16 protein-coding genes and 3 pseudogenes are annotated in these 23,840 nt (G+C 60.3%); 17 read left to right on the forward strand and 2 right to left on the reverse strand.

Annotated elements, in window-relative coordinates:
• Positions 1-41: 41 nt before the first annotated feature.
• From M5B99_RS11270 to M5B99_RS11350, 17 genes and pseudogenes are all read left to right on the forward strand, one after another.
• Positions 42-983, forward strand: coding sequence for a TniB family NTP-binding protein (locus M5B99_RS11270; protein ID WP_177124383.1), 942 nt, complete (start codon positions 42-44; stop codon positions 981-983).
• Positions 984-1,064: 81 nt separating this feature from the next.
• Positions 1,065-2,900, forward strand: coding sequence for a TniQ family protein (locus tag M5B99_RS11275; protein WP_248804090.1), 1,836 nt, complete (start codon positions 1,065-1,067; stop codon positions 2,898-2,900).
• Positions 2,901-3,036: 136 nt separating this feature from the next.
• The gene (locus tag M5B99_RS11280) at positions 3,037-3,216 is read left to right on the forward strand and encodes a hypothetical protein (RefSeq protein WP_177124381.1); all 180 of its coding nucleotides are present in this window, start codon (positions 3,037-3,039) and stop codon (positions 3,214-3,216) included.
• Between the two features lie 382 nt (positions 3,217-3,598).
• Positions 3,599-3,817 (forward strand): annotated as a pseudogene (locus M5B99_RS11285) (IS21 family transposase); the annotation flags it as partial.
• A gap of 583 nt (positions 3,818-4,400) precedes the next feature.
• Positions 4,401-4,574 (forward strand): annotated as a pseudogene (locus M5B99_RS11290) (LysR family transcriptional regulator); the annotation flags it as partial.
• Positions 4,575-4,832: 258 nt separating this feature from the next.
• Positions 4,833-5,402: a DJ-1/PfpI family protein gene (locus tag M5B99_RS11295; protein ID WP_248804091.1), complete on the forward strand. Its 570-nt coding sequence runs from the start codon at positions 4,833-4,835 to the stop codon at positions 5,400-5,402.
• A 649-nt stretch (positions 5,403-6,051) separates the two neighbouring features.
• Entirely contained in the window at positions 6,052-7,221 is a 1,170-nt protein-coding gene (locus M5B99_RS11300; RefSeq protein ID WP_248804092.1) for a hypothetical protein, read from the forward strand.
• Complete coding sequence (locus M5B99_RS11305) at positions 7,214-8,215, forward strand: phosphopantetheine-binding protein (RefSeq protein ID WP_248804093.1); 1,002 nt, start codon at positions 7,214-7,216, stop codon at positions 8,213-8,215. The genes M5B99_RS11300 and M5B99_RS11305 overlap by 8 nt, the downstream gene beginning before the upstream one ends.
• A complete protein-coding gene (gene glyA / locus M5B99_RS11310; protein ID WP_248804094.1) occupies positions 8,212-9,567 on the forward strand; it encodes a serine hydroxymethyltransferase in 1,356 nt (451 codons plus the stop codon). The genes M5B99_RS11305 and glyA overlap by 4 nt, the downstream gene beginning before the upstream one ends.
• Before the next feature lie 91 nt (positions 9,568-9,658).
• Entirely contained in the window at positions 9,659-10,393 is a 735-nt protein-coding gene (locus M5B99_RS11315) for a flavodoxin family protein (RefSeq protein WP_104995203.1), read from the forward strand.
• Between the two features lie 32 nt (positions 10,394-10,425).
• Positions 10,426-11,544 (forward strand): DNA glycosylase AlkZ-like family protein, encoded by a 1,119-nt coding sequence (locus tag M5B99_RS11320; RefSeq protein WP_248804095.1) that lies wholly within the window; start codon positions 10,426-10,428, stop codon positions 11,542-11,544.
• Positions 11,545-11,577: 33 nt separating this feature from the next.
• The gene (locus tag M5B99_RS11325; RefSeq protein WP_248804096.1) at positions 11,578-17,076 is read left to right on the forward strand and encodes a non-ribosomal peptide synthetase; all 5,499 of its coding nucleotides are present in this window, start codon (positions 11,578-11,580) and stop codon (positions 17,074-17,076) included.
• Positions 17,073-18,398: a phenylacetate--CoA ligase family protein gene (locus M5B99_RS11330; protein ID WP_248804097.1), complete on the forward strand. Its 1,326-nt coding sequence runs from the start codon at positions 17,073-17,075 to the stop codon at positions 18,396-18,398. Before M5B99_RS11325 ends, M5B99_RS11330 begins: the two co-directional genes overlap by 4 nt.
• A complete protein-coding gene (locus M5B99_RS11335; protein ID WP_248804098.1) occupies positions 18,395-19,798 on the forward strand; it encodes an anthranilate synthase component I family protein in 1,404 nt (467 codons plus the stop codon). Before M5B99_RS11330 ends, M5B99_RS11335 begins: the two co-directional genes overlap by 4 nt.
• The gene (locus tag M5B99_RS11340; RefSeq protein ID WP_248804099.1) at positions 19,795-20,379 is read left to right on the forward strand and encodes an aminodeoxychorismate/anthranilate synthase component II; all 585 of its coding nucleotides are present in this window, start codon (positions 19,795-19,797) and stop codon (positions 20,377-20,379) included. Before M5B99_RS11335 ends, M5B99_RS11340 begins: the two co-directional genes overlap by 4 nt.
• 74 nt (positions 20,380-20,453) lie before the next feature.
• Entirely contained in the window at positions 20,454-21,878 is a 1,425-nt protein-coding gene (locus M5B99_RS11345) for an MFS transporter (protein WP_248804100.1), read from the forward strand.
• A gap of 9 nt (positions 21,879-21,887) precedes the next feature.
• Positions 21,888-23,159 (forward strand): condensation domain-containing protein, encoded by a 1,272-nt coding sequence (locus M5B99_RS11350; protein WP_248804101.1) that lies wholly within the window; start codon positions 21,888-21,890, stop codon positions 23,157-23,159.
• Between the two features lie 72 nt (positions 23,160-23,231).
• On the opposite strand, the gene M5B99_RS11355 is transcribed toward M5B99_RS11350, so the two are convergent.
• Both M5B99_RS11355 and M5B99_RS30210 read right to left on the reverse strand, forming a co-directional pair.
• Complete coding sequence (locus M5B99_RS11355) at positions 23,232-23,378, reverse strand: hypothetical protein (protein WP_248804211.1); 147 nt, start codon at positions 23,376-23,378, stop codon at positions 23,232-23,234.
• A 67-nt stretch (positions 23,379-23,445) separates the two neighbouring features.
• A pseudogene (locus M5B99_RS30210) lies at positions 23,446-23,823 on the reverse strand (phage protease); the annotation flags it as partial.
• Positions 23,824-23,840: the final 17 nt, after the last annotated feature.

Below are 23,840 nucleotides of genomic sequence, written 5' to 3' on the forward strand. Positions count from 1 at the left end.
TTCAAGGTTTCCTACCGTCCGCCATCAGTCGGTGATCGACCATGAACGCTATCGCACAAAGTATTCTTCCCTTCTCTCTGCGTCACCATTTCATTCACAGCCCTCAAGCCGAGCGAGCCTTGACGCGCTTGGGTGAAGTTCACGGTGATACCCGGCGTACCGGGGCGAGCAAGGGCTTAGTCATCCAAGGTCCGAGCGGGGTGGGGAAAAGCACCTTGATCAAGGAGTACGTCAGGGAATTGAAAGCAGCGGAACCTCCGGGATCCGGGAAGCGGACGGTCTTGGTGGTTGAGATTCCCTCATCACCCACCAAGAAAAACTTGGCAACAGCGATGCTGACAGCACTAAGGGATCCGTACGCGGATGCTCGCGGTCATTCTGCGGAGGTCAAGTTCGCTCGCATCATTCTACTCATGACTAATCTGGGGGTTGAAGTCGTGGTGCTCGACGAAGCCCAACATTTGGTGGATTACCGACGCAACGATGCGTATGAAGCCGCAGATTGGATCAAGAGCCTGATGAACGAAACCAGCATCACCTTCGTACTCGTCGGATTGAAGCGAACCGAGGGCCTGCTATGGGCGAATGAGCAACTGCGACGAAGGTTTTCTGCGACGGTTGAATACAACCGGTTTAGCTATGACGAAAGCACATCGGCGCAGTTTGCAATGCTTCTCGAGGTGATCGCTAGTCTATTGCCGGTTAAGGCCATCAGCTTTACGGAGCCTCAGTTGTTAAGACGCTTTCACATGGCGTCATATGGCTTGATTGACTACCTGATCAAGATTCTGGATCGCGCTGTTTGGCTCGTCCAGCATCGAGAGCTCGAAGGCATAAATCTGTATGTCCTAGCCGAAGCGTTTTTGGATGAGGTATGGAGCAAAGCGACAGACCAGCGAAATCCATTCAGTATCAGCTTTAACTTCAAGCCTTTGATTGGATTTCATGAGCCGTTCGAAAAATTCGATCTAATCGCGGCCTAAAGAGAAGGCCGGGGAGATACCCCGGCCTTCCTCCTCTATAGAAACCCTTCGGTATCTCACTGTTTCCATGGATGTACAGGAATGTTTGGTCTTTTAATCAATCCACAGCCTCAGCGCGATGAGAGCTTATTAGGGTATCTACAACGATTGGCGGGGGCCAATGGCTTAACGGGTAACGAACTGATCAAGGCTTTTCAGGAAGCCAGTGATGAAGACGTAACTGACTGGTTTTGTACCATGACGCTGCCGGTGAGCTGGTCGCCAGTATCCTGCGAACTTAGGCGGCCGAAAACCAAGACGCTCAAGGTCTGGTCACTGCAGCACAAGCGGTTTTGCTCGTGCTGTTTGGCTGAGAGCGCTTACTGGAAAGAGTCCTGGGATCTGACGCTAGTAACGAGCTGTTCAGTTCACGGGGTACCCCTGCAGGACAGATGCCCAGGGTGTTCTGCAAAAATGAAGCGCGACGCCATGCTGGCCAACAGCTGTAAAACCTGTGGTTATTTCCTGACCTCACGAAGCGCACCTGCTGCCCCTGCAGAGGATGCTCGCGCTTGGATGACGGCTGCTATGGAGGCGAGGCTTCGGCAGGAACACATATCAGGAGGCAACGACCTGGCTGTCCTGACCTATGAGCAGCTCCATGCCTTGTCGACCCGACTCGCTGTCAGGATCGTGAGATCAGAAAACTCAAAACCATTGAAGCTGGCGAATTCGGGATCGCTTGAGATTTCGCGTGAATTGGCTCAAGCGGCTGGAGAAATACTCATGAATTGGCCCCGGGCGTTCGGGGATCTGCTGAGCGATCTCAGGTCGACTAGATCCACAGGGATGGATTGGAAACTTGCCTCCGCCTTTGGGCCAATTTACAGAGACATTTATCATGATCTGCAAGCGCCATGCTTCGCATTTGTACGCGCGGAGTTCGAGTCATTTGTTCAGCAGGCATGGGAGGCTCCTTTAGCGAGGAGAAACCGCTATCTGAGCGAAAATACGATTGCTGACCATCGTTGGGTCTCCATTAATGAGGCGACTCGGTTAACGGGCTTACTTAAGTCCTGCGTACAGAGACTGCACGACCACGGCGAACTTGCCTCTAGGGAAATAGTTCATTCAAGCGGCCGCAAGTCGAAAGTTGTGGATGTCATCCAGCTTCGCGAACTCGCTCTGCTTATGCAGAAAGCAGTGAATCTGAGGCAAGCGGCGAAGCTGTTACACATCAACCTTGAGCGTGTGCGGCAGTTGATCACAGGGGGGATTCTGAAATTCTACGGTGGCAAGCCCAACGCTGGCGAAAAATGGCTGATCGATGTTGACTCGCTCAATGGCCTGAGACTTGAGCGCACACAGGAGCCCCCTGGCAATACGCTTGTAACGGTCAATTATCTGGCTAAGCACCACCTTCCAACAGGCAGAGGTCTCGTTGAGATGATTGAAGCAATTCAATCAGGCGAACTGAAAGCTTTTAGGGATATAGACGAAAGCAAGGCTGCGATCGGACATTGGCTTTTGAGACCTCAAGACCTAGCAGGTTGGGTACAGCACGCGCTTCAAAAATCCTCAGATTTTCCAGGGATCTCGGTCGCTAAAGCTGCTGCTCTTCTGGGAGTCAAAGAGGAAGTCGCTTATGCAATGGTTCGGCTAGGGATCCTCTGGAGTACGTCGGTTCGTAGGGGGCGGGGTACGTTGCAGCTGGTTAAGCCTGCTGCAATCGAAAGGTTCAGGCGAAGGTACATCTTGGGCCCAGAGCTGGCAGTTTTTTTGGGGATGTCGCCTAAGCACATTACGCATCATCTCTGGACGAACGGGTTTCGCCCTGTCGCGGGTCCGTCGATCGTGAATTCGCCATGTAGGCAATACGTCTGGCCCCGAAGCAAGAAATTGGTCGATTACTTGTCCTGGAAGCTAGCACATCACTGACAATACTTCGATTCCATTTCATAGGGCGGTGACTTTTTAGATGTCGATTTAAAGACAGAATGTAATTGTAAGCCGATCAAACTATCCGCAGCGCTTTTAATTTATCTCAGCATTGACTAATTGTAAGGAGGTTATTATGAAAGATGATTCTTTCATCCCAACCACTATAGTAGGTATAAAACGACTCGCCAAAGCAATTAAGCGTGAGCGCGAAGTTGCGCACCGTCTCGCACTGGATATTGCGGCCCAGAAAGCTGGCTATCGAGATTACAGTCATGCACTGAAAGTGCTTTCCTCACAACCACCAGAGATTTAAGATCCTGGCGCCTTAACTAATGGCGTATCCTAAATAATGAGTTGGAGGAATACCGAGTTTCAAGCTCCAGGGAGAATCACTGGTCAAAAAATTACCATCTACGGCGGATATTTCGTCCGCTAGATATTTTACAATAGCCTAGTCGTGTAAACCTGTTTTTTTCACTGTTAGCTACACTGGTTAACAGCAAAAAAGCAGGTTTACACGGCCAGCTTCAGGGTTTGTCACTGGTGCTCTACTTCAAAAATCCATCCCGCTATGTTTCCGCTTGCCCTCTCTGTAACTTTATTTTCAGCAAAGCTTAGATCCGGTCGTTAGTCGAGTGCGGCAAAACTGCCCTACGTTAGTTTTCTCGGCTATTTAGCTAGCTGCCACACAGATGGTGGAGTGCTTCCATGCCAACCAGCGCGTGGCCAGCCACTTGCCGCCACACCACCCAGACCGGGCACATGCCCAAGAGCCACCGCGAACGCGCCGAATGGACGCCGTAACGGCTGATCCGCTGGGCCGAACACGGCCTGGCGTCATCGTTCACATCCTCGAACTCCGAGTGCATCCGCAGCATGGCTTCCGTGCCTGCCTGAGCAAACAGCACGGCGACCGGAGTGATCTAGCGGCTGCCATCTTCTCCCGTCAGGTTCGCTCAGTAATGCTTATTCAGAGGTGTCTGAGCGCTTCGATACCCTGCGGAACTCAGCTCGGACCTCCTTTATTGCTCCCACTAACGGCGCGAAATACAAACGTGGCGCCTCTCTGGCGCCGCGGAGAAACTCTGCGACAAATGCGTTTTTCATAGCCATGTCCTGCGCGGCGTTCTTGAGTACCCAGTTTAGGCTCGATTCACGGTGATCGGAAGCCGATCGTCTCCTACAATGAACGCCAGCGTTGCTGTCACCGTGAGCTTGACTGAATTCGTGATGGTCAGCCCTCCAAGCTAATGAAGAGTCCTTGTCAGGCTGCTGAGCGCCCGGAGCTGATACTCCGACACTGCCTGAAATAGTGACTCAGCTAACACTCGGAGGCGCTCCACTGTTAACGCCAACGCTGAATTGACCCACGTGCTGACGTGCGATTAACCCACCCTCAAGTCAACACAAATCCAGTAAAAGTAGTGGTTGTCGAGGAGTCTGCCCGGGTCAGTGATATCTCGGCAACTGGGTCAATTCGGCGCCGGCGCCAACAGGCTGGACGTCAGCGCTGACGTGAGCGCCGGGCGACTGGTCGTGTTGCTGGCGGATCATCCGGGCAACGCTTCGCCGTTAAGCATGGTCTGTCCGCACCGCAAGCAGATTTCTCCTGCCGTTTCGCAACTCTATAAGTGGTTGAGAAGCCAGTTTTCCCGAATGGAGCCTGTTTGAACCTGGGCGTCTGGCTTTAAGTCTCCCAGGTAAGAACGGCGGGCTGCGCAGCGTAACGAAACACCCTCTCAACGTTTCACGCCTGAATATGCCGCCGCGTTGATCACTGTCATTGTCAGTTGAAACACACACTGCCAATACTCAGCCACATCATTCATCAGCCCCGCTGGCGTCTACACTCGATGGCCATGCCCACCAGGACAACCCTGCTGGGCAGGTTGCTGCTGATTATCATGGAAACTTGAGAAGGACACTCAAATGGTACGTGCCGTTACTATTCTCACCGAGAATTTTTCTGACTGGGAGCCCGCGCTGATCAACTCCACGGGCCGCGCCTACTATGGCTTCGAGACTTGTTTTGCCGCTCCCGGTGGCAAGCAAGTGACATCATCCGGAGGCATGACCATCATCCCCAACCTGGCCATCGAGGCCATTCGGCTGGACGATGTCGACTTGCTGATTGTGACGGGAGGCCCGATCTGGAAAACAAACAAGGCACCCGCCATCGAGGCGCTGGTCCGTGGGGCCCACGACAGGAACATAGTCGTGGCGGGAATCTGTGACGGTACCCGCGTACTGGCCAAGGCTGGAGTGCTGGATCACTTGCAGCACACCTCCAATTCCGTTGACAACCTGAAGCAGGTGCATTATCGCGGAGCAGATTATTACCAGGACGTACCGTACGCCGTTGCCGACCAGGGTGTGGTCACGGCTCCCGGCAGCGCGCCGGTCAGTTTCATGGCGCAAATTCTCGACACCTTGGGTTTGAACGACAAGAAGCTGGATGCCTACCTGGCCATGCATGCGGCTGAACATATTCACGGCTGAACCCTTCCCCCTATCTCTCCCCTCACCTCGGCGCTGCGGCCTGTTACCGGGCCGTAGCGCACTTCACCCTTGAACCACTCCTCCAATACTGCGCTGACAACAACCCCTGTTTGTTCTCCACTGCTGAACCGCAGTTCCAGATCGTCCGACAATTATTTTTAATAATCGGAGAAATCTTACTTGCGGTTACGACATTTCCGACTAAGGTCACTCCCCATGACGCGTAGGGGTTTCCTTGGCTCCATAAGGACGAGTTTGGAGCCGTGTCAAAGAATGCATTATTGAGATCGCCAAGAGGCGACACTTTTCGACCAAAGCTAAGGAATGGCTAAATGTTTTTCTCTGCCGACATGACTGTGGCTCGATGCCTGCCGCACTCGCTTGTGTCCCCGGCTTTCAGCACCTCATCCCATGAGCGAACTGCTGTAAGCAATAACTCCCATACCCTCAGAGCCGTGCCCGAGATGACGTCAGGCTCTCTCCTTAGCGTGCGCCTTAGAAATTGATTGGCCCGCTCATAGCCAGTAAATCACCGACACATTTTTACGACATGACTGACTGACTGAGTCTGTCGTACAAAAAACTGTGCGCGTTCTATGTCTTTCCCGCTGAACGGGAGAGATGCGAGTGCCCGGGAATGTGCTCCCCAATGGATCGAGATAGCCGCCGGCTGCTGCCTGTGCGTCGAGGATCTGACATGCCAAAAATAACAGTTGAACGCTCGACCAAAGACTCGACCGAGCAGATGAGCATGACGCAAGCACTTGCCGATGCCAGGCTGAGTGTCGAGGCCAAGGCCATGGTCGCCCAAGGCATCTACGCCGGGGTCGCTCAGGAAGTTTCCATCGTCATACCGGTCAAAACTGCGATCCATCCGGATTCGGGACTTTTGCGTCAGTTGGTGATCGCTGGATGGGGCGAAGCGCTTGGCCAGTATCTTGAAGTGCTCGATCTGGGGGGAGACGGCGCTCCAGAGGCCTTGCGCAAGGTTCAGCTGGCTGTCAGATCCGGCACTGCGCTATTTGCCGCCGGCAGCCTGACCACCCGCACTGGAGTGCACTGCCTGGTCTCGATCCATCATGGGTTGGCCGACGAACATAGCCTTGAGGTGCTGGCACGACAGCTACAAACAGAAGACATCGACTCGGCCCTGATGTGCATGCGTCGAGGGCGCGAACGCCATGGCGAATACATCCAGGCACAAGCACAGCTCGCGGAAGTTGATGGCGCGCAGCTGACCGCTGCGGCGCACGCCATGACCCCCGTGCGTTTGCTGCAAACCGGGCGCTTGGCCTTCGACATCCAACGGCAGCGCATCAGCCTGCAACGCACCCTGGACATCGCCTCGATCAATGCCGACAAGCCGCCCGTGGCGAAACTCCTGGGCTGCCTGCAGCGGGCCGGTGTCATCGCCGAGGGCGACACCCTGTGTTCGTCGCACAACTGGCGCGAGGCTCACCAGCAGGATGCCATCGGCATGATGACGGGTCTTGTTCCACGCTCCGTGGCGACCCCTGGAGCGCTTGTGCTTCCCGGGAAAATCAGCCTTGAAGCATGCGCCCGTCGCTCTCCGGCTGCGCGCCAGGCGCTGGCCTGCTGCCGCGCGTCCGAGCTGTTCATCAATGGTGCCGGTCGACGCGGCATCCCGGCTTCACACGTGATGAGTGCCGCTTTTCCGGTCGGCATCGACATACGGCGTACCGGCGCTTCGCAACTGCTCCTGGAACTCGAGGGACCGTTTTGCAACGCCAGCGCAGCCACCAATCTGCTCAATGAACTCGCTGATGTATTTATGGATAGGAGTGAATGGAATGACTGAAAACATCCAGCTTGATGAACACGCTCTGGCTGATGAAGTGGCTCGCGTCTGCGCCACTTTTGCCGAGGTGCTCAACCTGCCGAGTGTCGGCCACGAGGACAACTTCTTCAACCTCGGCGGCGACTCCTTTGACGCGATTCGCGTGATGTCGCGGCTGTCTTGCAATTTGCCCATAGTGACTCTTTTCGAGCACCCGACGGCAGCGGGTCTTGCTCAACGCATTGTCTGCGCCGCCGCCCGACAAGCCGCACGTCTGGTCTGTTTTGGCGACGTGCAAGCAGCCGCGGGTTCGACCGCGGTGATTGCGGTGCCTTTCGGCGGCGGAGACGCCACGGCCTACCGCAATCTGTTTCAAGGTAATCCGGATGTGCAGGTGTTCGGCGTGGACTTCGGTGATACCGAGGTGGAGAACGCCGCGGATTTTCAAAGTCTGCTCGACAGCCTTGCCAGCGACATCGAAGAAATCGGCGCTGCCCATCTGGTGATCTATGGCCACTGCGCAGGCGCGGCGACCGCCGCGTGCATTGCCTCAAGCATGGCCGCCCACCACAACCACCTCGCTCTGGTGGTGGCCGCCTCGCGCCCGGTGCTGGATGCAGACGCCGCGATTCGTGCGGCTGAAACCACCTCGGACCAGATCTGGACCGACTACTTGCGATCGCTGGGGGCCTTCACCGGACTGCTCGACATTCAGGTCGAGAGCATGCTGGCTCGCGGTCGAAGAGACCACCTGATCGCCTGCGAAGCCTATCGCTACCTGACGCAGTACCCGGCCAATGGCGTATCGGCACTGGTGCTGCTGGGCGACGAGGATCCGGCCACCGCCGAGCCTGAAGTCGTATTGGCGCAATGGGGCAAGTTCATTAACGTCACCCAAGCCGCCACCCTCGCCGGTGGCGGGCACTACTTCGTGCGTACCCATGCGCACGAGGTCGAGGAAACCGTGCTGTCTTTTGCAGCACACAACACCAAAGGAAGGGATAGCAAGTCATGACAGTCAATCATCAACCACTTCTGACCCAGGCTGATCTGCTCAAGCGTGGCCTGGCCGATCTGCAGGAACATGATGCCGAACTGGCGCGGATCCTCGACGCCGAGGTCGCTCGCCAGCAACGCACGCTCTCTCTGGTGGCCTCTTGCTGCGCGGTCAAGCCGCGAACCCTGGCCGCGTCGTCCTCCGTGCTGGTCAACGTGACCGCCGAAGGTGTGCCCGGACGCCGCTATCACGCCGGATGCGAGAACGTCGACCTGGTCGAGTCTCTGGCGATCCAGCGTGCCCGCGAGCTGTTCTCTGCGCAGTACGCCGGTGTGCAGTCGCACTCGGCTTCCAGCGCCAACTATTCGGTACTCGCGGCTTTGCTCGAGCCTGGCGACACGCTGCTGGGCATGGCTCTGGATAACGGCGGCCACCTGACCCATGGCAGCCCCGTGACGTTCTCGGGCACTTACTACAACGCCATCGGCTATGGCACCACCAAGGAAGGCCTGATCGACTACGACGAAGTCCGCAGGCTGGCTTTGGAACATCGGCCGCGATTGATCATCTGCGGTGCCACGGCCTACTCCAGAGTCGTGGATTTCGAGCGCTTCCGCCGGATCGCCGACGAAGCCGGCGCCATCCTGATGGCCGACATCTCGCACATTGCCGGTCTGGTGGCAACCGGGCGGCATCCGAGCCCGATCGACGCTGCGCACGTCACCACCACCTGTACCCACAAGCAGCTCGCCGGCCCGCGTGGTGGCCTGATTCTCTCGGGCCGTGACGCCCACGAAAAAGTCCCTGGCCGTGAAGCGACGTTCAGCCGCGTGCTCGAACTGGCGGTGTTCCCGCGGATGCAAGGCGCACCGGCCGTCAACATGATGGCTGCCAAGGCCGCGGCACTGGGTTACGCCATGACCCCTGAGTTCGATGCCGAGATGCAGCGCATCCGCACTGCGGCGGACGTAATGGCCAGCGAATTCCAGGCCCGGGACTATGAAGTGGTGGGCGGTCGCAGCGAGAACCACACCATTCTGATCCGCCTGCGTGCAGCGATGACCGGCGCTATCGCCGAGACCGCGCTGGAGCACTGTGGAATCGTCGTCAACAAGAACCGTGTGCCTGGCGAAACCCGCTCGTCCTTCGTCACCAGTGGCCTGCGCATCGGTACCGGCGCCCTCGCCCAGCGTCATATCGACCCACAGGGTTGCCGGGAGATCGTCGACCTGCTCTGCCGGATCCTGGACGAGGTGACGCCGCTCGGTGACAGCGAGTTCACCCTCGATCCGCTCCTGCGCCAGCAATTCTGCGCAGAGGCCGAGGCGCTTTGCGCGAAGTATCCGATCGCCGATTACCTCGCACGCTAAAACAGTCTCCGGCAGCGCTGGAGGCATGGCACGACGGTCCGCCGATCGTCGTGCCCAGGAACAGGTAAAACTCTAAGGAGAGAGAAGCACCATGACGGACAAGATCAAGTATGTCGCCATCAATGGCTCGGAACGGGTGGATGGCAACAATGCCAGGGCGCTGGAGTGGGCGGCCGAGTACCTGGAAAAACAGGATGTCATTCTCGAAGTTTTCTCATTGGCCAACGCCAAAATCGACCCTTGCGGGGCCTGCGGTGATTGCAATTTTCGCAACGAACCCTGCGCCCAGAAAGATGACGCCGCGCGCGCCGTGCGCCTCATGGAAGCCAGCGATGGCGTGATCTTCGCCTGTGCCGTGCATGGCTTTGGCGCAACCCCTCTGATGTCGGCGTTCCTGGAACGGGTCGGCACCGGGTTCCTGCGCCACGACCGCACCCTCACCAACAAAGTGGCCGGGGTCATGGTCACTGGTCGGCGCATGGGCCATGTCGAGGTCTACAACCAGATGCTCCAGTGCGCCTTGCTCAACCGCATGATCATGGTCGGCTACGGCTTCCCGGCGATGCTCGTGGGCGACAAGAAAGGCGAAGTGCTGGGTGACAAGGAAGGCATGGAGATGCTGCGTCGGATGCTCGATCGCATGGTGTCCATGACGCGTCTGATCCGCGACTACGAACAACTCACCGGGCAGCCGGCGCTGCCGGTCTCGGTGCCTGGGGAACGCCATCGCGAGGGTAACGACGGCAAGTTCTTCGTCCCGACCAAGTCCGACATGTACCAGGTCGAGGCCACTCGCAGTTGCAACTTCGATGTCGTCGGCGACTGAACAGCGCAGCCTCAGAGCCAATCGAGAATCATATGAGCATTAGAACTGCCTGCAATGGCCTCACCGACACTCTCCTGCGGGAATGGATGGTGTCGGAACACTTCGAGCGTCTGGCACAAGCAACGGTGGCACAGATAGCACAGGCCTATGTCGGCGTTTATTCGGCGCGGCCCACCAGTTGGCTGGCGGTCATGGCACGCAATCAAAACCTCGATCGCAAGAGCGTACTGGCGAAAGAAAACGACAGCGAGTTGTTGCGTATCCCGGGTATGCGGCGCTCCAAGTTCCTGCTGCCCGGCGAGCTGGCAGGCAACGTCTTTGCGGCCACTCGCCTGCCGTTGGCCAACCACGAGTGGCGGCTACGGGACGTCGGGCTTGGCCTGGACGATTACCGACGCCTGCTGCCGGCGCTGATCACTTTGAGCACAGGCGCCGCCGTGCGTCTGCAAGACATCGCCAGTGCCCTCGAACTGCCGGCGCCCCAGGCGCGGGCGTTGACGTCAGTGGCGACCTATGACGGCGCGTTGGTTCGCATACCGGCGGCCAATCATTGGTCGAATCGCTGGCTGTATTCGGCTGCACCCGAAGGCCTGTTGCCGGGTGACGGTGTGCCACTGGACCGCGACTCGTTGCTGCGTGACATCGCTGGGCGCTACGTCGAGCACTACGGACCGGTCACGGTCAATGACCTCGCCTGGTGGCTCGCGGTTTCAAAGGACACCGCGCGCACGCTGCTTCAAGCCTGCGCAGCCTGCCAGGTCGCCGATCAGATGTGGCATAGCGAGGCCGGGAAAGCGCGTCTTGAGCAGTTCCTGCAACGCGAGCAGAAACCCGCGAGCAAGCAGATCCGCTTTCTGCCGGCCTGGGACCCGTTGGTCATGGGCTATGCGCCCGGTTCCAGGCAGCGCGACTGCCTTGAACTGGAACGCATCGGCGGCTACGACCCGGCCGGTAACGGCCGGCCGGTAGTGCTCATCGGTGGCCGGGCTGCCGCAACCTGGCACACGGCGGCCAAGGGCAGCAAACGCGTCATCGCAGTCGATGCCTCGACACTGACTGACCAGGAACGTGCAGCCGTGCTTGAGGCTGCCACGGTTCTGGCGGAGCAGATCGGGGCTATTCACCAGATCGAAAACGAACTCACAGCGTGAAAACAGGGAAGCATGAACAAGATGAGGGACGACATGACATCAGTACCCCAAGCGCCACAATCGCTGTCAGGGAGTGAGCGCAGCCTGTGGGACGCGTTTGCGCAGCCACAGGCCGGGCAATCAGCGGACAACACCCGAGAACAGCAAGAGATCGTCTTGCCCGCTGGCCTGACGGCCACCATGAATGACCTGGTCACGGTCGCCGCGGTTCTGGGCTACCTGCTCAGTCCGGAAGGCCGGCTGACGTTGGCAATCCATGATGACGCCAAGCCGTCACTGCTCAGCGTCGATTGCATGACATTGAACCTTGCAGAAGACGCTCGCGACTACATCTCGCAATTGCGCAACAGTGCCGAAGCGTCCCATGGCGAGCCGCAATTGCGGGCCGATATCGAGATCAGCGATGGCAAGCACCTGCCAGCGGCGCAAACACCGGTCTGGCTGTTGGTGCACGAGGGCCGCTGCCAACTGTCGGTACGCAGCGATTACATGACCCCGGCGGTAAGCCTGGAATTGCTGGAGTTGGTGGCCTTCGCCTGCGCCCGTGTGCTTGATTCCAAGGCCCTGCCGGCGCCCGCGCTCCAACCGGGCTGCCCGGCCCCGGCCGAAGCCGTCGAGCGCCAGTTTCTCGTGGAGCGCATTTACCGGCATGTGCAGAGCAAACCCTCGGCTGCGGCAATCGTCGATGACAACAGCGATCGCACCCTGACTTACGCCGAACTCTGGAACGCCTCCGAGGCATTGGTCCAGCACATACGCGAGCGCGTCACCTCCCGCCGTTCGAGCCCGCGCCTGGCGTTGTTCCTGGAACGCGGCTGGCAGCATCTGGCCGCGATCATCGCCGTGCAACGCATGGGCGGTACCTGCGTGCTGATCGACCCGGCGCATCCTGATGAACGCATCCGTGCCTTCATCGAAGAGTGCAGTCCGCATGCGGTGTTGACCGCCGGCAGCACCACCGAACGCGCGCGCGAGCTGCTGACCTTTCCGCTGCTGGATATCGATAAGGTGCAGGTCCGTCCTACCCTCGTCGATTGGGAGCACGGCAAGTGGGTCGACAGCACCAATGAAGCCTGTTTTATCGCCGGGACTTCCGGCAGTACCGGACGGCCCAAAGCCGTTTGCCTGTCCTATCGGGGGATGGCCGCGACCCTCGACGCTGTCATCGAGCAGGCCGGACTTGGCGAGCATAGCCGCGGCTCATGGCTGTCGTCGCCCGGCTACGGGATGGTCGAAGTCGACCCGCTGCCGGTTCTGTGTGCCGGCGGCACGGTATGCATCCCTGCGCCCCAGGTGCTGCAGGACGTCAACCTGCTGGCACGCTGGCTGCTTGAAGGCGACATGAACCACACACTGGCCATGACTTCCATTGCCGAAGCATTGTGGGCCACGAGCACCCGAACCGGTCTGCGCACCATGCTGATCGCCGGTGAACGCTGCAAGCAATGGCCGCCGAGCGACCTCGGCTACCGGGTGATCAATGTCTACGGCTCCGCAGAAGCCGCCGTAGTCTCCATCGAAGACCTGAGCGCCCCGCGCCGCACCTTGCTGCCCTCGGTAGGCCGCGCGATTCCTGGCGCCCGGATGTACGTGGTCGACCGCAATGGCCAACAACTGCCGGCCCGTTGTGTCGGTGAGTTGATCATCACCGGCGAAACGCTGTCGGTGGGCTATGTCAATCCCGAGGACACCAGGAAAGCCTTTCGTGGCAACACTCTGGACGCCACGTCGGCCTTGCAATACAGCACCGGCGACCGGGCGCGCATGGCGGCCGATGGCACCGTGGAAATCTTTGGCCGTACCGACTCCGTGGTCAAGATCCGCGGCCATCGGGTCGACCTGACTGAACTGGAGATCACCGCGCTGCAAGTTCCGGGCGTGGTGAAGGCCGCGGCCAATTGCTTGAGCAATGACCTCGGAGCGACGCTGGCATTGTTCCTGGAGCTGGCTCCCGGTGCCAAAGAAGTGGTCGCCCGGGTTCGCCAGCACTTGGCCGCGCGCTTGCACCCGGCCGCCCAACCCGGCCAGATCGTGACCAGCGCCCTGCCCCTCGGGCGCAATGGCAAGGTGGACTACAGCGCGTTGCAGGTCAGCCCGATCGAGCGCGATGCGAACCAGACCGTTTTTGTCCCGCAGAGCCCGGCAGACCACGCGGTACGTGACTGCTGGCTGGCCTGGACGCTCTGTGACGAAGCCATGCTAGAGGCGAGCTTCTTCGACGCCGGTGGCGATTCCCTGCGCGCCTTGCGCATGGTCGGCGAACTGGCCTGCAAGCATGGCATTCATGTGCAAATGGGGGCGTTCCTCGAGGAGCCGGTTCTGGCGAATCTGGTGCTCCTGGCCAATGCCTCGCACAACACTCAGTTGCCGACGTTCGAGCACTTACCGGCAGAGCAGCAATGGCTGCCGTTCGAGCTCAACGAAAGCCAGCAGGCGCTGTGGATCGGTCGTGGTTCGTTCTACGACTACGGCGGCGTCGGCTGCCAGGGGTATTTCGAGTGGGAAGTGCAAGCCCTCGATAGCGAGCGTTTCACCCGTGCCGTGGGGTTGCTAGTGCAACGCCATCCAATGCTGCGCATGACCATCGATGCCAGCGGCCGCCAGAGCATCGGCGACGTCGACGGCACGCAAGCGGTGAAATATGTCGATCTCAGTGCTCTGGACGGCGCGCAGATCGAGCGCGAGATCGATGCGGTTCGCGACCGCATGGCCAACGAAGAAATCGGCACCACGCAATGGCCGCTGTTCCAGTTCCGCATCAGTCGCATCAGTGCCAGCGCCAGCCGGGTGCATCTGTGCATCGACATGTTGATCGCCGACGCCTGGTCGATTTTCCAGGTGATCATTCCCGACCTGATCGATCTGTATCTGGAAGATGATCCACAACTGCCGGTGCTGCAGACCAGCTTCCATGACTACGTCGCCTATCGGCAAAAAGTGCTCAAGAGCGCCCAGTACCAGGCCGACCGCGAATACTGGCTGGAGAAGATCAATCACCTGCCGGCAGCCCCGCGCCTGCCTCAACTGGAGCCTGGAGAGTTCAGCGGCACGTCGCACTTCGAGCGACACGAAGGCACCCTCGCCGTCGATGCCTGGGAGCGACTGCAGGCCCGGGCGCAGGCGCGCAACATCTCTCCGTCCGGCGTGGTCGCGCTGGCCTTGTGCGAAGTGTTGCGCTGCTGGGGCGAAGAAGACCGCTTCACCCTGAACTTCCCGGTCTCCGACCGGATGCCCGTCACTGCCGATGTCGACCAGGTTGTCGGTGACTTCACCAACACCTTGCTGGTGCCCTATGAAACCGCGGCCGCCGACACCCTCGAGGTTCGTGGCCAGCAACTGCAGGGCGCCATATGGCAGGCACTGGATCATCGCCTGTTCAACGGTGTCGAGGTGCTGCGCGAGCTGGCCCGGGTCCGGCGCAGTGGCGGCGCGCCACTGATGCCGATCGTCCTCACCAGCCTGCTCGGGCACCCAGGACGCCATGATGCGGCGCTGCTTGGGCCAGAGGTTTACGGCGTCTCGCAAACACCGCAAGTCACCCTCGATGTGCAACTGCGCGAATCCGAAGGCACGTTGTACTTCAAATGGGATTACCTCACCGGGGTCATTCGTCCCGAAGTCGTGGAGTCGATGTTCGGCGCATTCAGCACATTGCTGCAGCAACTGGCCGACGACAGCGAGATCTGGCAACGCACCTGGCTTGACCTGCGCCCCGCCGCGCAGATTGACGTACGCCGCGCCGTAAACGCGACTCAGGCCCCCGTGCCGCAGGTTCACTTGCGTGACCTGCTACTGGCACGGATTGCCGAGCGCGCCGGGGAAACCGCAGTGATCGATACCCGGCGCAGCTACAGCTGGGGTGAAATCGGCCGGGCCGCAGCACGGATCAGCAAGATGATCCAACACACCCGTAACCCTGATGAACGTTTTGTCGGCATCGTCCTGCCCAAGGGCAGCGGCCACTACGCGGCTGTCTATGGCTGCCTGCTGGCCGGGGTCGGTTATGTGCCGGTGGATATCGATCTGCCGTCCGAGCGTATTCGTTCAATGCTGTCGCAGGCCGGAGTGCACACGGTTATCGCCGGTATCGATACCCCGTTGCCGGAGCAGATCCAGCGGCTGGTACTGACCGATGAGGACCTGCATTACTGGACTGCCGAGCACACGGAGCTGACTCTCGCACCTCTGGCTGCGGACTACTCGCCGTATGTGATCTTCACCTCCGGCTCTACCGGTAATCCCAAGGGTGTCGAGATCCCGGAGGCCGCAGTAGTCAACCACGTTTATGACGTCGTCGAGCGCTTTGGCCTGGATGCCTCCACTCGCCATCTGGCCACTGCCGCCCTGCATTTCGACATGTCGGTCTTCGATATCTTCGGCCCCCTGCTGCACGGCGGCTCGGTGGTGGTGCCAGCTCAGGCGGCGGGCCCGGACCCCGATGCCTGGCTACGACTCCAGCGGCGTCACGGCGTTACCTTCTGGGCCTGTGTTCCGGCGATCATGGACCTGCTGTGCAGTGTTGCGGAAACTGCACGGAGTTTCTGCGCGGTGGATTCGCTGGCCAACATCGTCATGGCGGGCGACTGGATTCCACTGCCACTGTTGCCACGCGCCAGGGCGCTGTATCCGAACGCGCGATTGTATTCCTGCGGAGGTCCCACCGAGACCACCAACTGGTCGGTGCTGCACGAGATCGACGAACAAGAAGGCCAGCGAGTGCGTTCGGTGATCTACGGCGCGCCCATGCGTAACTCTGTCTACCACATCGTGGCCGACGACTGGACCGATTGCCCGGATTGGGTGCCCGGGGAAATGCTGGTGGAGAGCGATGTTTCCCTGGCCTGTGGCTACATCGGCCAGCCGGAACTGACCGGCAAGGCCTTTGTCCAGCACCCGCGCAGCGGGCGGCGCATGTACCGCACCGGCGACCTTGGGCGTTACCTGCCTAACGGCGAAATCGAGATCCTCGGACGTATCGACAACCAGATCAAGCTCAATGGTCTGCGCATCGAGCTGGGAGAAATCGAGGGCGTCGCCGAGTCCTGCGCCGGCGTCTCGCGGGCCTGTGCGATAGCACTGCCGGGGCCCGACGGGCATCCCAAACAGATTGCCCTGGTGTATGTCGGCGAGCCCGGACTGGCGCCTGCAATCACGTTGACCTTGAGCCAACGGCTGCCCGCGTACATGGTGCCGAAAACTGTCCAGTCGTTGCCCCGCTTGCCCCTGTCGAAGAACGGCAAGGTGGATGTGCTGGCCCTGCGAGAAACCATGAGGAATGACATGAAAGAACCCAATGGCAAGGCTTCGCAATCCACCCTGCGCATCGTGATTGGTGTGATCAGCCAGCATCTCGGACAGCCAGTACTGCCCGACGACAACTTCTTCGACATGGGCGGCGACTCGCTGTCGGCAATGAAGATCAAGGTCGAACTTGGCTCCAGGTTGTCACAGCCCATTGAGCTGGAGGACCTCATGCTCACCGAGACCATCGGTGAGTTCGCCAAGTGCCTGAACGCGGAGACCCAGTCATGATCAGAGACAACCTGCACCAGCAATGGCTGGATGATGTGGACGCCTACCTGGATGGACGCACGACGCCGCAGACGCTGCAGGCCAACGGGCAGCAACGGGCCGAGGAAGTCTTGCGCTATGTCGCGCAACGCTCGGCGTTCTATGCCGATCACCTGCGCTCGCAAGCGGGCAGTCCGAGCGCCTTGCCGGCGCTGGACGGCGTACCGTTCACCACTAAGGACGACCTGCGCGCCGTGGGCCGCTCGGTCTGCAGCCTGCCGTTCGACCAGATCGCGGTGTACTACGAGACCACCGGGACCACCGGGCTGCCAACCCCCTGCCCGCGCGCGGCGATCGATGTCGAAACCAGCGGCGCCTATGTGCAGAAGGCTGTTGCCGACCTGTATCAGTCGACCTTCGGCACCACTCATGCCCTCACCGCGATCATGGGGCCGTCGGAGCTCTACGCGTTCGGCGATACCTATGGCGAGGTCTGCCGCAATCTGGGCATTCCTTACGTACGGCTATGGCCGGAAAGCCCTCGGGTCGGCCTGGTCAAAGCCGCCCAGTTGATCAACGACCTCGGTGTCCGCTCGCTGATCTGCTCACCCGCCGTCGCGCTGGCCCTGGCCCGCCTCTATGTGAGTCAGGGGATCGATCCGCGCGCGACAGCAGTTGGGCAGATCATGGTGTTGGGCGAACTGTGCACGCCGCAGATGCTGAGCAATATTGCCCGGGTCTGGGATGCGCATTGCACCCACGGCCTGTATGGCTCTCAGGAAGCTCACGCGGTGGCCACCGGTTGCCCGAACGGCAACCTGCACTTTTCCGAGACCAACTATCTGGCGGAGATTCTTCCGGTGCCCGGGATGGACGGCGATATCGGCGAGCTGTGCCTGACGATGCTCGTACCCGGCGCCAAACCGCTGATCCGCTACCGCACCGGCGACCTGGCGCGCCTGCATTCTGCCGAAGAATGCGGATGCGGCAATCGTTCGCGTTGCCTGCGGGTCTTTGGCCGGGTGAGTGATGTGATGACCCTGGCCGGTCGCCAGGTACTCCCGGCTCTGATCGAGTCGGCGGTGCTGACGGCGGCCGAGTGGGTCTCCGGCTACGAGGTCAGGATCTGTTCCGCCAGCGACGGCAGCGACCATGTCGAGGTGTCGATGGTGGCAGGGATCGGTGAGCGTTCGCTGGCCGAGGTACAGGAGCAGATGGCCGGCCATTTCGGCACCTCGGTCCAATTGCAACTGGCACAGAACCTGGACCCGAGGACCGAGACCGGTGCCTACATTTCCTGGAAGCACGCACGTATCCGCGATCAACGGGAGCCCGCCCTGTGAGCTCATTACAACCCATCCCCCTGTGGAGCGTGGAGCACCACGAAATCAGCGATGCGGCGCCGCTCGCCCAGGTGCGGCGAGGCCTGCTGGGGCTGTATCCGTGCCCGGCATTGTTCGAGACCGGTGCGGGTTTTCTGCCGGTCGACGGCAACCAGACCACCTTCATGATCGACCTGTTGTTGGAGTTGAAACTGGTCAACGACACCTGGTACTTGTCGACCGGTGCGCCGTTCCAGTGGGCCCTGGCCGCGTGCGAGCAGTTGCTGAACAATTCGCAGGCGAGCCTGTGCGAACGCCTGCGACGCGTCACCCAGACGCTGGCCCTGCCGGAGGGCTTTCCGCTGGTGCTGGCGCTGGGCTACAGCGCCGCGCGGTTTGTCGAAAACCTGCCGGAGATTGCCATCGAGCCAGATGTCCCGGAGGTGGTGGTGCGGGTCTATCGGCATGTCGTCCGCTACGAAGCTCCCGAAGGTCCGGCGCGGATCGACGTACTCAATGCCGGCGACAACGCGGCAGCGCAACTGGATGCCCTGCTCGCCGTGCTGCGCAATCCGCCGGTGACGGCACCTGTTGCAAGACTCGGCACTGAAGTCGCGGTGATCGAGGACGTCACTGATCGCGAGGACTTCTGTGCCGCCGTTTTAAGGGCCAAGGAGTACATCCGCGCCGGTGACATCTATCAGGTGCAGTTGTGCCGGCGTGCCGTGTCCAGCGCGACGATTGCTCCGATCGATCTTTACGAGCGTCTGGCAACGGTCAATCCGGCGCCCTACATGTACTACCTCGACCTTGCCGACCTGCATGTCGTGTCATCCAGTCCTGAACTGATGATCCGCCTGCAGGACGGCGTGGCCCAGGTCCGGCCCATTGCCGGCACCATGAGCCGGGAGGATCAGCGCGGCAGTCCGCTGGACAAGATTCCCAAGGAAGCCGCCGAGCACTTGATGCTCGTCGATCTGGCGCGCAACGACCTGGCCCGGTGCGCGGTTCCCGGGGGCGTCCAGGTGAGTTCGTTCATGCAGCAGGACACTTACGGGTCCTTGCTGCACCTGGTGTCCACTGTGGAAACCAGGGTACGCGAGCAATGCGATGTCTGGGATCTGATCGTGGCCAATTTCCCGGCGGGAACCATGACCGGCGCACCCAAGGTCCGCGCAATGGAAATCATCGCCGAGCTGGAAGGCACCGCACGCGGGCTGTACACCGGTTGTGTCGGCTATATCACCGGGCCCAACAGCGCGGTGCTGGCACTGACGATCCGCACCATTGTCGGCAACGCCGGACGCTATGTGTTGCAGTCGGCGGCGGGAGTCGTCGCTGACTCCGAGGCCGAGGATGAATGGAATGAAGCGGGAGCGAAGATCAAGTCGTTTTCCCGAGCGATGGGAGCCTGCGCATGAAAGTGATGTTGATCGACGTCTTCGACAGCTTTGTGTATGTCATCGAGCAGTATTACTCGGCCGTGGGTGCAGAAACCCGGGTCGTTCGCGTCAACGATGATCCGATCGCCCAATACCGACAGTGGCGACCGCAGTTGTTGGTTCTGGGTCCAGGGCCGGGCACTCCCGAAGATCATGGCTACCCGCAGATCATTCGCGCGATGGATGAGCAGCAGGCCATTTTCGGTGTCTGCCTGGGGCATCAGGCACTGGGCGAACATTTCGGCTGGAAGCTCAGCCGTGCACCGACCACCCAGCATGGCAAATACGCCCAGGTGCATCATGACGGCCGCGGCGTTTTCCAGGATGTACCGTCGGCCGTCACTGTGGTGCGTTACCACTCGCTGGCCATCACCGAGCCGCAAACATCAAGCCCATTGGTGGCCACGGCGTACTCGGACGATGGCGTCAACATGGCGGCGCGGCACCGTACCCGGCCGATCGAAAGCGTGCAGTTTCACCCCGAGAGCGTCGGCACCGCCCACGGGATCAAAATGATCCGTAACTCATTGGCGTTGGCCAACGTCCACGCCATGGGCTGATCGCTCAAGAAGAAAGCCCTGGGTGCCGACCGGAAGCCGGTCGACACCTCTTTAAATCTAAGGATTGGATAAACATGATGCACACACCAACCAACACAACGCTGCACGAAAAACGATGGCAGGCACTCGCTGTCATCTCGATCATCCAGTTGATTCTGCTGCTGGATGCCACCGTGGTGAACGTCGCCCTGCCACGGATCAAACACGACCTGGGACTCACGGATGGATCCCTGACCTGGGTCGTCAATGCCTACCTCATTACCGCAGGTTCGCTGTTGCTGCTGGGCGGACGGATCGGCGATGCCTTCGGGGTGCGCCGCACCTTTCAGGTCGGCGTAGTGATTTTTGGCGGATTTTCCTTACTGGCAACCTTCGCCCAAGACGCCACCGTGCTGATCATCAGCCGTGCCGGTCAGGGGCTCGGTGAAGCCCTGGCGTCAGCCACCGGACTGGCAATGGTGTCACTGCTGTTTCCTTCCGGCCCCGAACGCGGCAAGGCGTTTGGCATCTGGGCAGCACTGGGCGGCCTGGGCTCGATCATCGGCGTATTGCTCTCCGGTGTACTGACGCACTATCTCTCGTGGCGCTGGGTCTTCGGGATCAACGTACCGATTGTCATGCTCCTGATCGTGGCTGCCGCCGTCATGATTCCCAAGTTCAGCCACCGCAGTTCCACCTCTCTGGATCTGGGCAACGCGCTGATCCTGGTCGTGGCCGTCGCCGCGACCGTCATGGCCGTGATGGGTTCTGGCATTGAGCATCTTCCTGGCCAGCGCATGGCGCTTCTGCTGCTGGGCGTTTTGGGCATCGCGGTGGTACTGCGTCGTTGCAAGCGTTCGGAAAACGGCATTATTCCGGCACGCCTGATGACGCGCTCTCCGCGCATGGCTGGTTACGCCATCGTCGCTATTCTCGCAGCGACCTCCGGCGCCCTGTTCTATCTGGGCGTGCTGTTGCTGCAAGACTATCTCGGCCTGACGCCGATGCAGACGGGCCTGGCGTGGCTGCCCTTCTGCCTGGGTTTCTTCCCTGGGATCTTCCTTTCGCAGTTCGTCATGCAGCGCTGGAGTCCGCAGGCCGCCGCCGTGGTCGGCCTGGCAATTTCGGCTCTGGGTTTCGCCTTGTTTGCCTTCGGCGTGCCCCTGCACAGCTACTGGCTGGGAATGCTTCCGGCGATGCTGGTGACCTCCATCGGCTTCGGCTGTGTCGCCCCGGTCGCCCAGTCGTTGGCCACCAGCGACCTTAGCGAGGCCGACGCCGGTGCAGGGGCGGGCATCACCACCACCCTTCAGCAACTGTTCCAGGTTTTCGGGGTCACCCTGCTGGCAGCCGTGGCGCTGGCGGTCTCTGACAACAGTGGCGTGCCGACCATCGCCGCGAACGGTTTCGTGGCCGCCTTCGCCGTGTCGGCGCTGGCCATGCTCGGGGGCGCCTTGCTGATATGGGCCGGACGCAATGCCCTGGCGCTCGAGCCAGCCCCGTCGAGCCCCCAGCCTTAGGAAACCGTCATGCATCAGAACTACCTGATCCCGCCCTTCAAGGGCCCCCTCACGACGCTGTCCAGCGTCGCGGGACTGCGGGAAAAATGGACCGGGGCGATGCTTGACCAGACAGGGCGCGCCTATTGCGGCGCCCTGCGTCTGGACTTCAGCGCAGAGTGTGACCAGGCACAAGTATTCGATGCCGTGGCCCAGACCCTGGCGCGACATCCAATCCTCGCGGCCCGGTTCGAGCTGGAACAGGAACACCTGATCGGCCGAGCCCCCACTGAGCAGGCATTGCGTCAGGCGTTGCATGAGCAATTGGGCCAGGTGCAGGCCGCGATCAGCGATCAGGACTTCCTCGCCTATCGCGCCCGGCACGCCGGCGAACCCGGGCTGCGCATCGCCTCGGCGGTCGACGCGGCTGGCCTGCATGTCTGGATCGGTTTCTGGATCTATACCTGCGATGGCGCGTCGATTGATCTGTTGATCGACGACATCACCCGGTATTACCGGGGCCTGCCCCCGGTTTCCTGCACGGAATGGAACGACTATTGCCAGGGGCTGCACCTGCCGGAGCAGCCCGTGAGCACAGCGCAGCAGCTGGAGATTTACCCGGGAACAGGCCCCTACGGACTTGATGCAGTGCGCAGCAAAAACACAAGCGGCAAGGGGCGCATGCAGAGTCTGAAGTTCACCGCCCCCGTTGCCCGCAGCCGGGTGTTGGACTATGCCAAAACCTTGCGCGTGACGCCGTTTGCGCTGCTGCTGGCCATCTATCAACGGGCAATCAGTGCCGTCAGTGGGGTCGCGACCGTGGTGACGGGAGTGCCCTTCGCCAATCGCCCGGATGCTGCCGCTCAGACTGTGGTGGGGCCGTTGTCCAATACCATCCCGGTCAGTACCCGGCATGAACCCGACGAACCGCTGGCAACAGTGGTCAAGCGGGTGCAGCGGGCGGTGATCAATGCCGCGACGCGGCAGCACATCGAACCGGCAGCGTTGTATCCCGAAGGCATGTCTACGCGTACCGCCGGCTTCGAACTGCCGTTTCCCCAGTTGTTCAACGCCTGGAACTCACGCAGCGAAGGCAGTCGCATCGACCTGGGTGACAACCAGTGGATGAGCCTGCAGCTATTGCCGAACGATACCTGCCGGGTCGCTTTCGAGATCACTCTGGATGAGCATAACGAGCATATTTCAGGGCGGATCGACATGGACGCCGATGGCTATGGCGAACACGCAGGACAGGTCATCGAGCAGATGATCCGCGACCTGCAAAGCATCCCCGACGCTTGATCGGTAACGCGTGTAAAGCAATCAGGGCGGTGTCACACCGCCCTGATTCAATTGCCGATGTAACTTGCTTGCTCAGAAGTCCACAGTCGCCGACAGCAGATAAGTCCGAGGTGTCGACAGCGTCAACCCCGGTTCGCTGTCATCGGAAGCGCCGGCGGAACTCCAGTAACGCTTGTCCAGCACGTTCTCGACATTGGCGCGCAAACGCCTGGGTCGCATTGGAGCCTACACGCACGAGCTTGGTCGGTACTGGGTGTACCGAACGTTGGTGGGGGTACTGCGAAGCTCTGGCGGTCAGTTCGACACTCGCGAACAGACCACTGCCTTCACGCCACACCAGATCGCGAAAGAAGCCGGCCGCTGGGGCTGGCTGGCCGTTGTCTTCTTTCCACAGCGTTTGATGTTCGTAATCGAGAACCGGTGGGGTCACCTTAGCGTTGAAGCGCTCGATCACCGTTCCAGCGATTGTGCTGTCGATATGCCAACTCGGGACCGTCATCTCACGACCGTCACGCGGTGTGAAATGACCTGCGGGGGTCACCTGCAGTTCGATGATGTTGTCCGCAGCCGACGCTGGACGCCGTGGCCTCAGGAAATGCAGAAAGAAATAGACTCTACTCTGACGCGGTTCAATTGGTCGGCCTGACGTCTGATTGAGGTACACCTCACCTGACGCAGGCC

It is taken from the genome of Pseudomonas sp. MWU13-2100 (assembly GCF_023242365.1).
Taxonomy (GTDB): domain Bacteria; phylum Pseudomonadota; class Gammaproteobacteria; order Pseudomonadales; family Pseudomonadaceae; genus Aquipseudomonas.

Excerpts from the sequence above, each read along its gene's own strand:
- M5B99_RS11270 (WP_177124383.1), top strand. The coding sequence starts at position 42 with ATGAACGCTATCGCACAAAGTATTCTTCCCTTCTCTCTGCGTCACCAT.
- M5B99_RS11275 (WP_248804090.1), top strand. The coding sequence starts at position 1,065 with ATGTTTGGTCTTTTAATCAATCCACAGCCTCAGCGCGATGAGAGCTTA.
- M5B99_RS11280 (WP_177124381.1), top strand. The coding sequence starts at position 3,037 with ATGAAAGATGATTCTTTCATCCCAACCACTATAGTAGGTATAAAACGA.
- M5B99_RS11295 (WP_248804091.1), top strand. The coding sequence starts at position 4,833 with ATGGTACGTGCCGTTACTATTCTCACCGAGAATTTTTCTGACTGGGAG.
- M5B99_RS11300 (WP_248804092.1), top strand. The coding sequence starts at position 6,052 with ATGGATCGAGATAGCCGCCGGCTGCTGCCTGTGCGTCGAGGATCTGAC.
- M5B99_RS11305 (WP_248804093.1), top strand. The coding sequence starts at position 7,214 with ATGACTGAAAACATCCAGCTTGATGAACACGCTCTGGCTGATGAAGTG.
- glyA (WP_248804094.1), top strand. The coding sequence starts at position 8,212 with ATGACAGTCAATCATCAACCACTTCTGACCCAGGCTGATCTGCTCAAG.
- M5B99_RS11315 (WP_104995203.1), top strand. The coding sequence starts at position 9,659 with ATGACGGACAAGATCAAGTATGTCGCCATCAATGGCTCGGAACGGGTG.
- M5B99_RS11320 (WP_248804095.1), top strand. The coding sequence starts at position 10,426 with ATGAGCATTAGAACTGCCTGCAATGGCCTCACCGACACTCTCCTGCGG.
- M5B99_RS11325 (WP_248804096.1), top strand. The coding sequence starts at position 11,578 with ATGACATCAGTACCCCAAGCGCCACAATCGCTGTCAGGGAGTGAGCGC.
- M5B99_RS11330 (WP_248804097.1), top strand. The coding sequence starts at position 17,073 with ATGATCAGAGACAACCTGCACCAGCAATGGCTGGATGATGTGGACGCC.
- M5B99_RS11340 (WP_248804099.1), top strand. The coding sequence starts at position 19,795 with ATGAAAGTGATGTTGATCGACGTCTTCGACAGCTTTGTGTATGTCATC.
- M5B99_RS11345 (WP_248804100.1), top strand. The coding sequence starts at position 20,454 with ATGATGCACACACCAACCAACACAACGCTGCACGAAAAACGATGGCAG.
- M5B99_RS11350 (WP_248804101.1), top strand. The coding sequence starts at position 21,888 with ATGCATCAGAACTACCTGATCCCGCCCTTCAAGGGCCCCCTCACGACG.
- M5B99_RS11355 (WP_248804211.1), bottom strand. The coding sequence starts at position 23,378 with ATGCGACCCAGGCGTTTGCGCGCCAATGTCGAGAACGTGCTGGACAAG.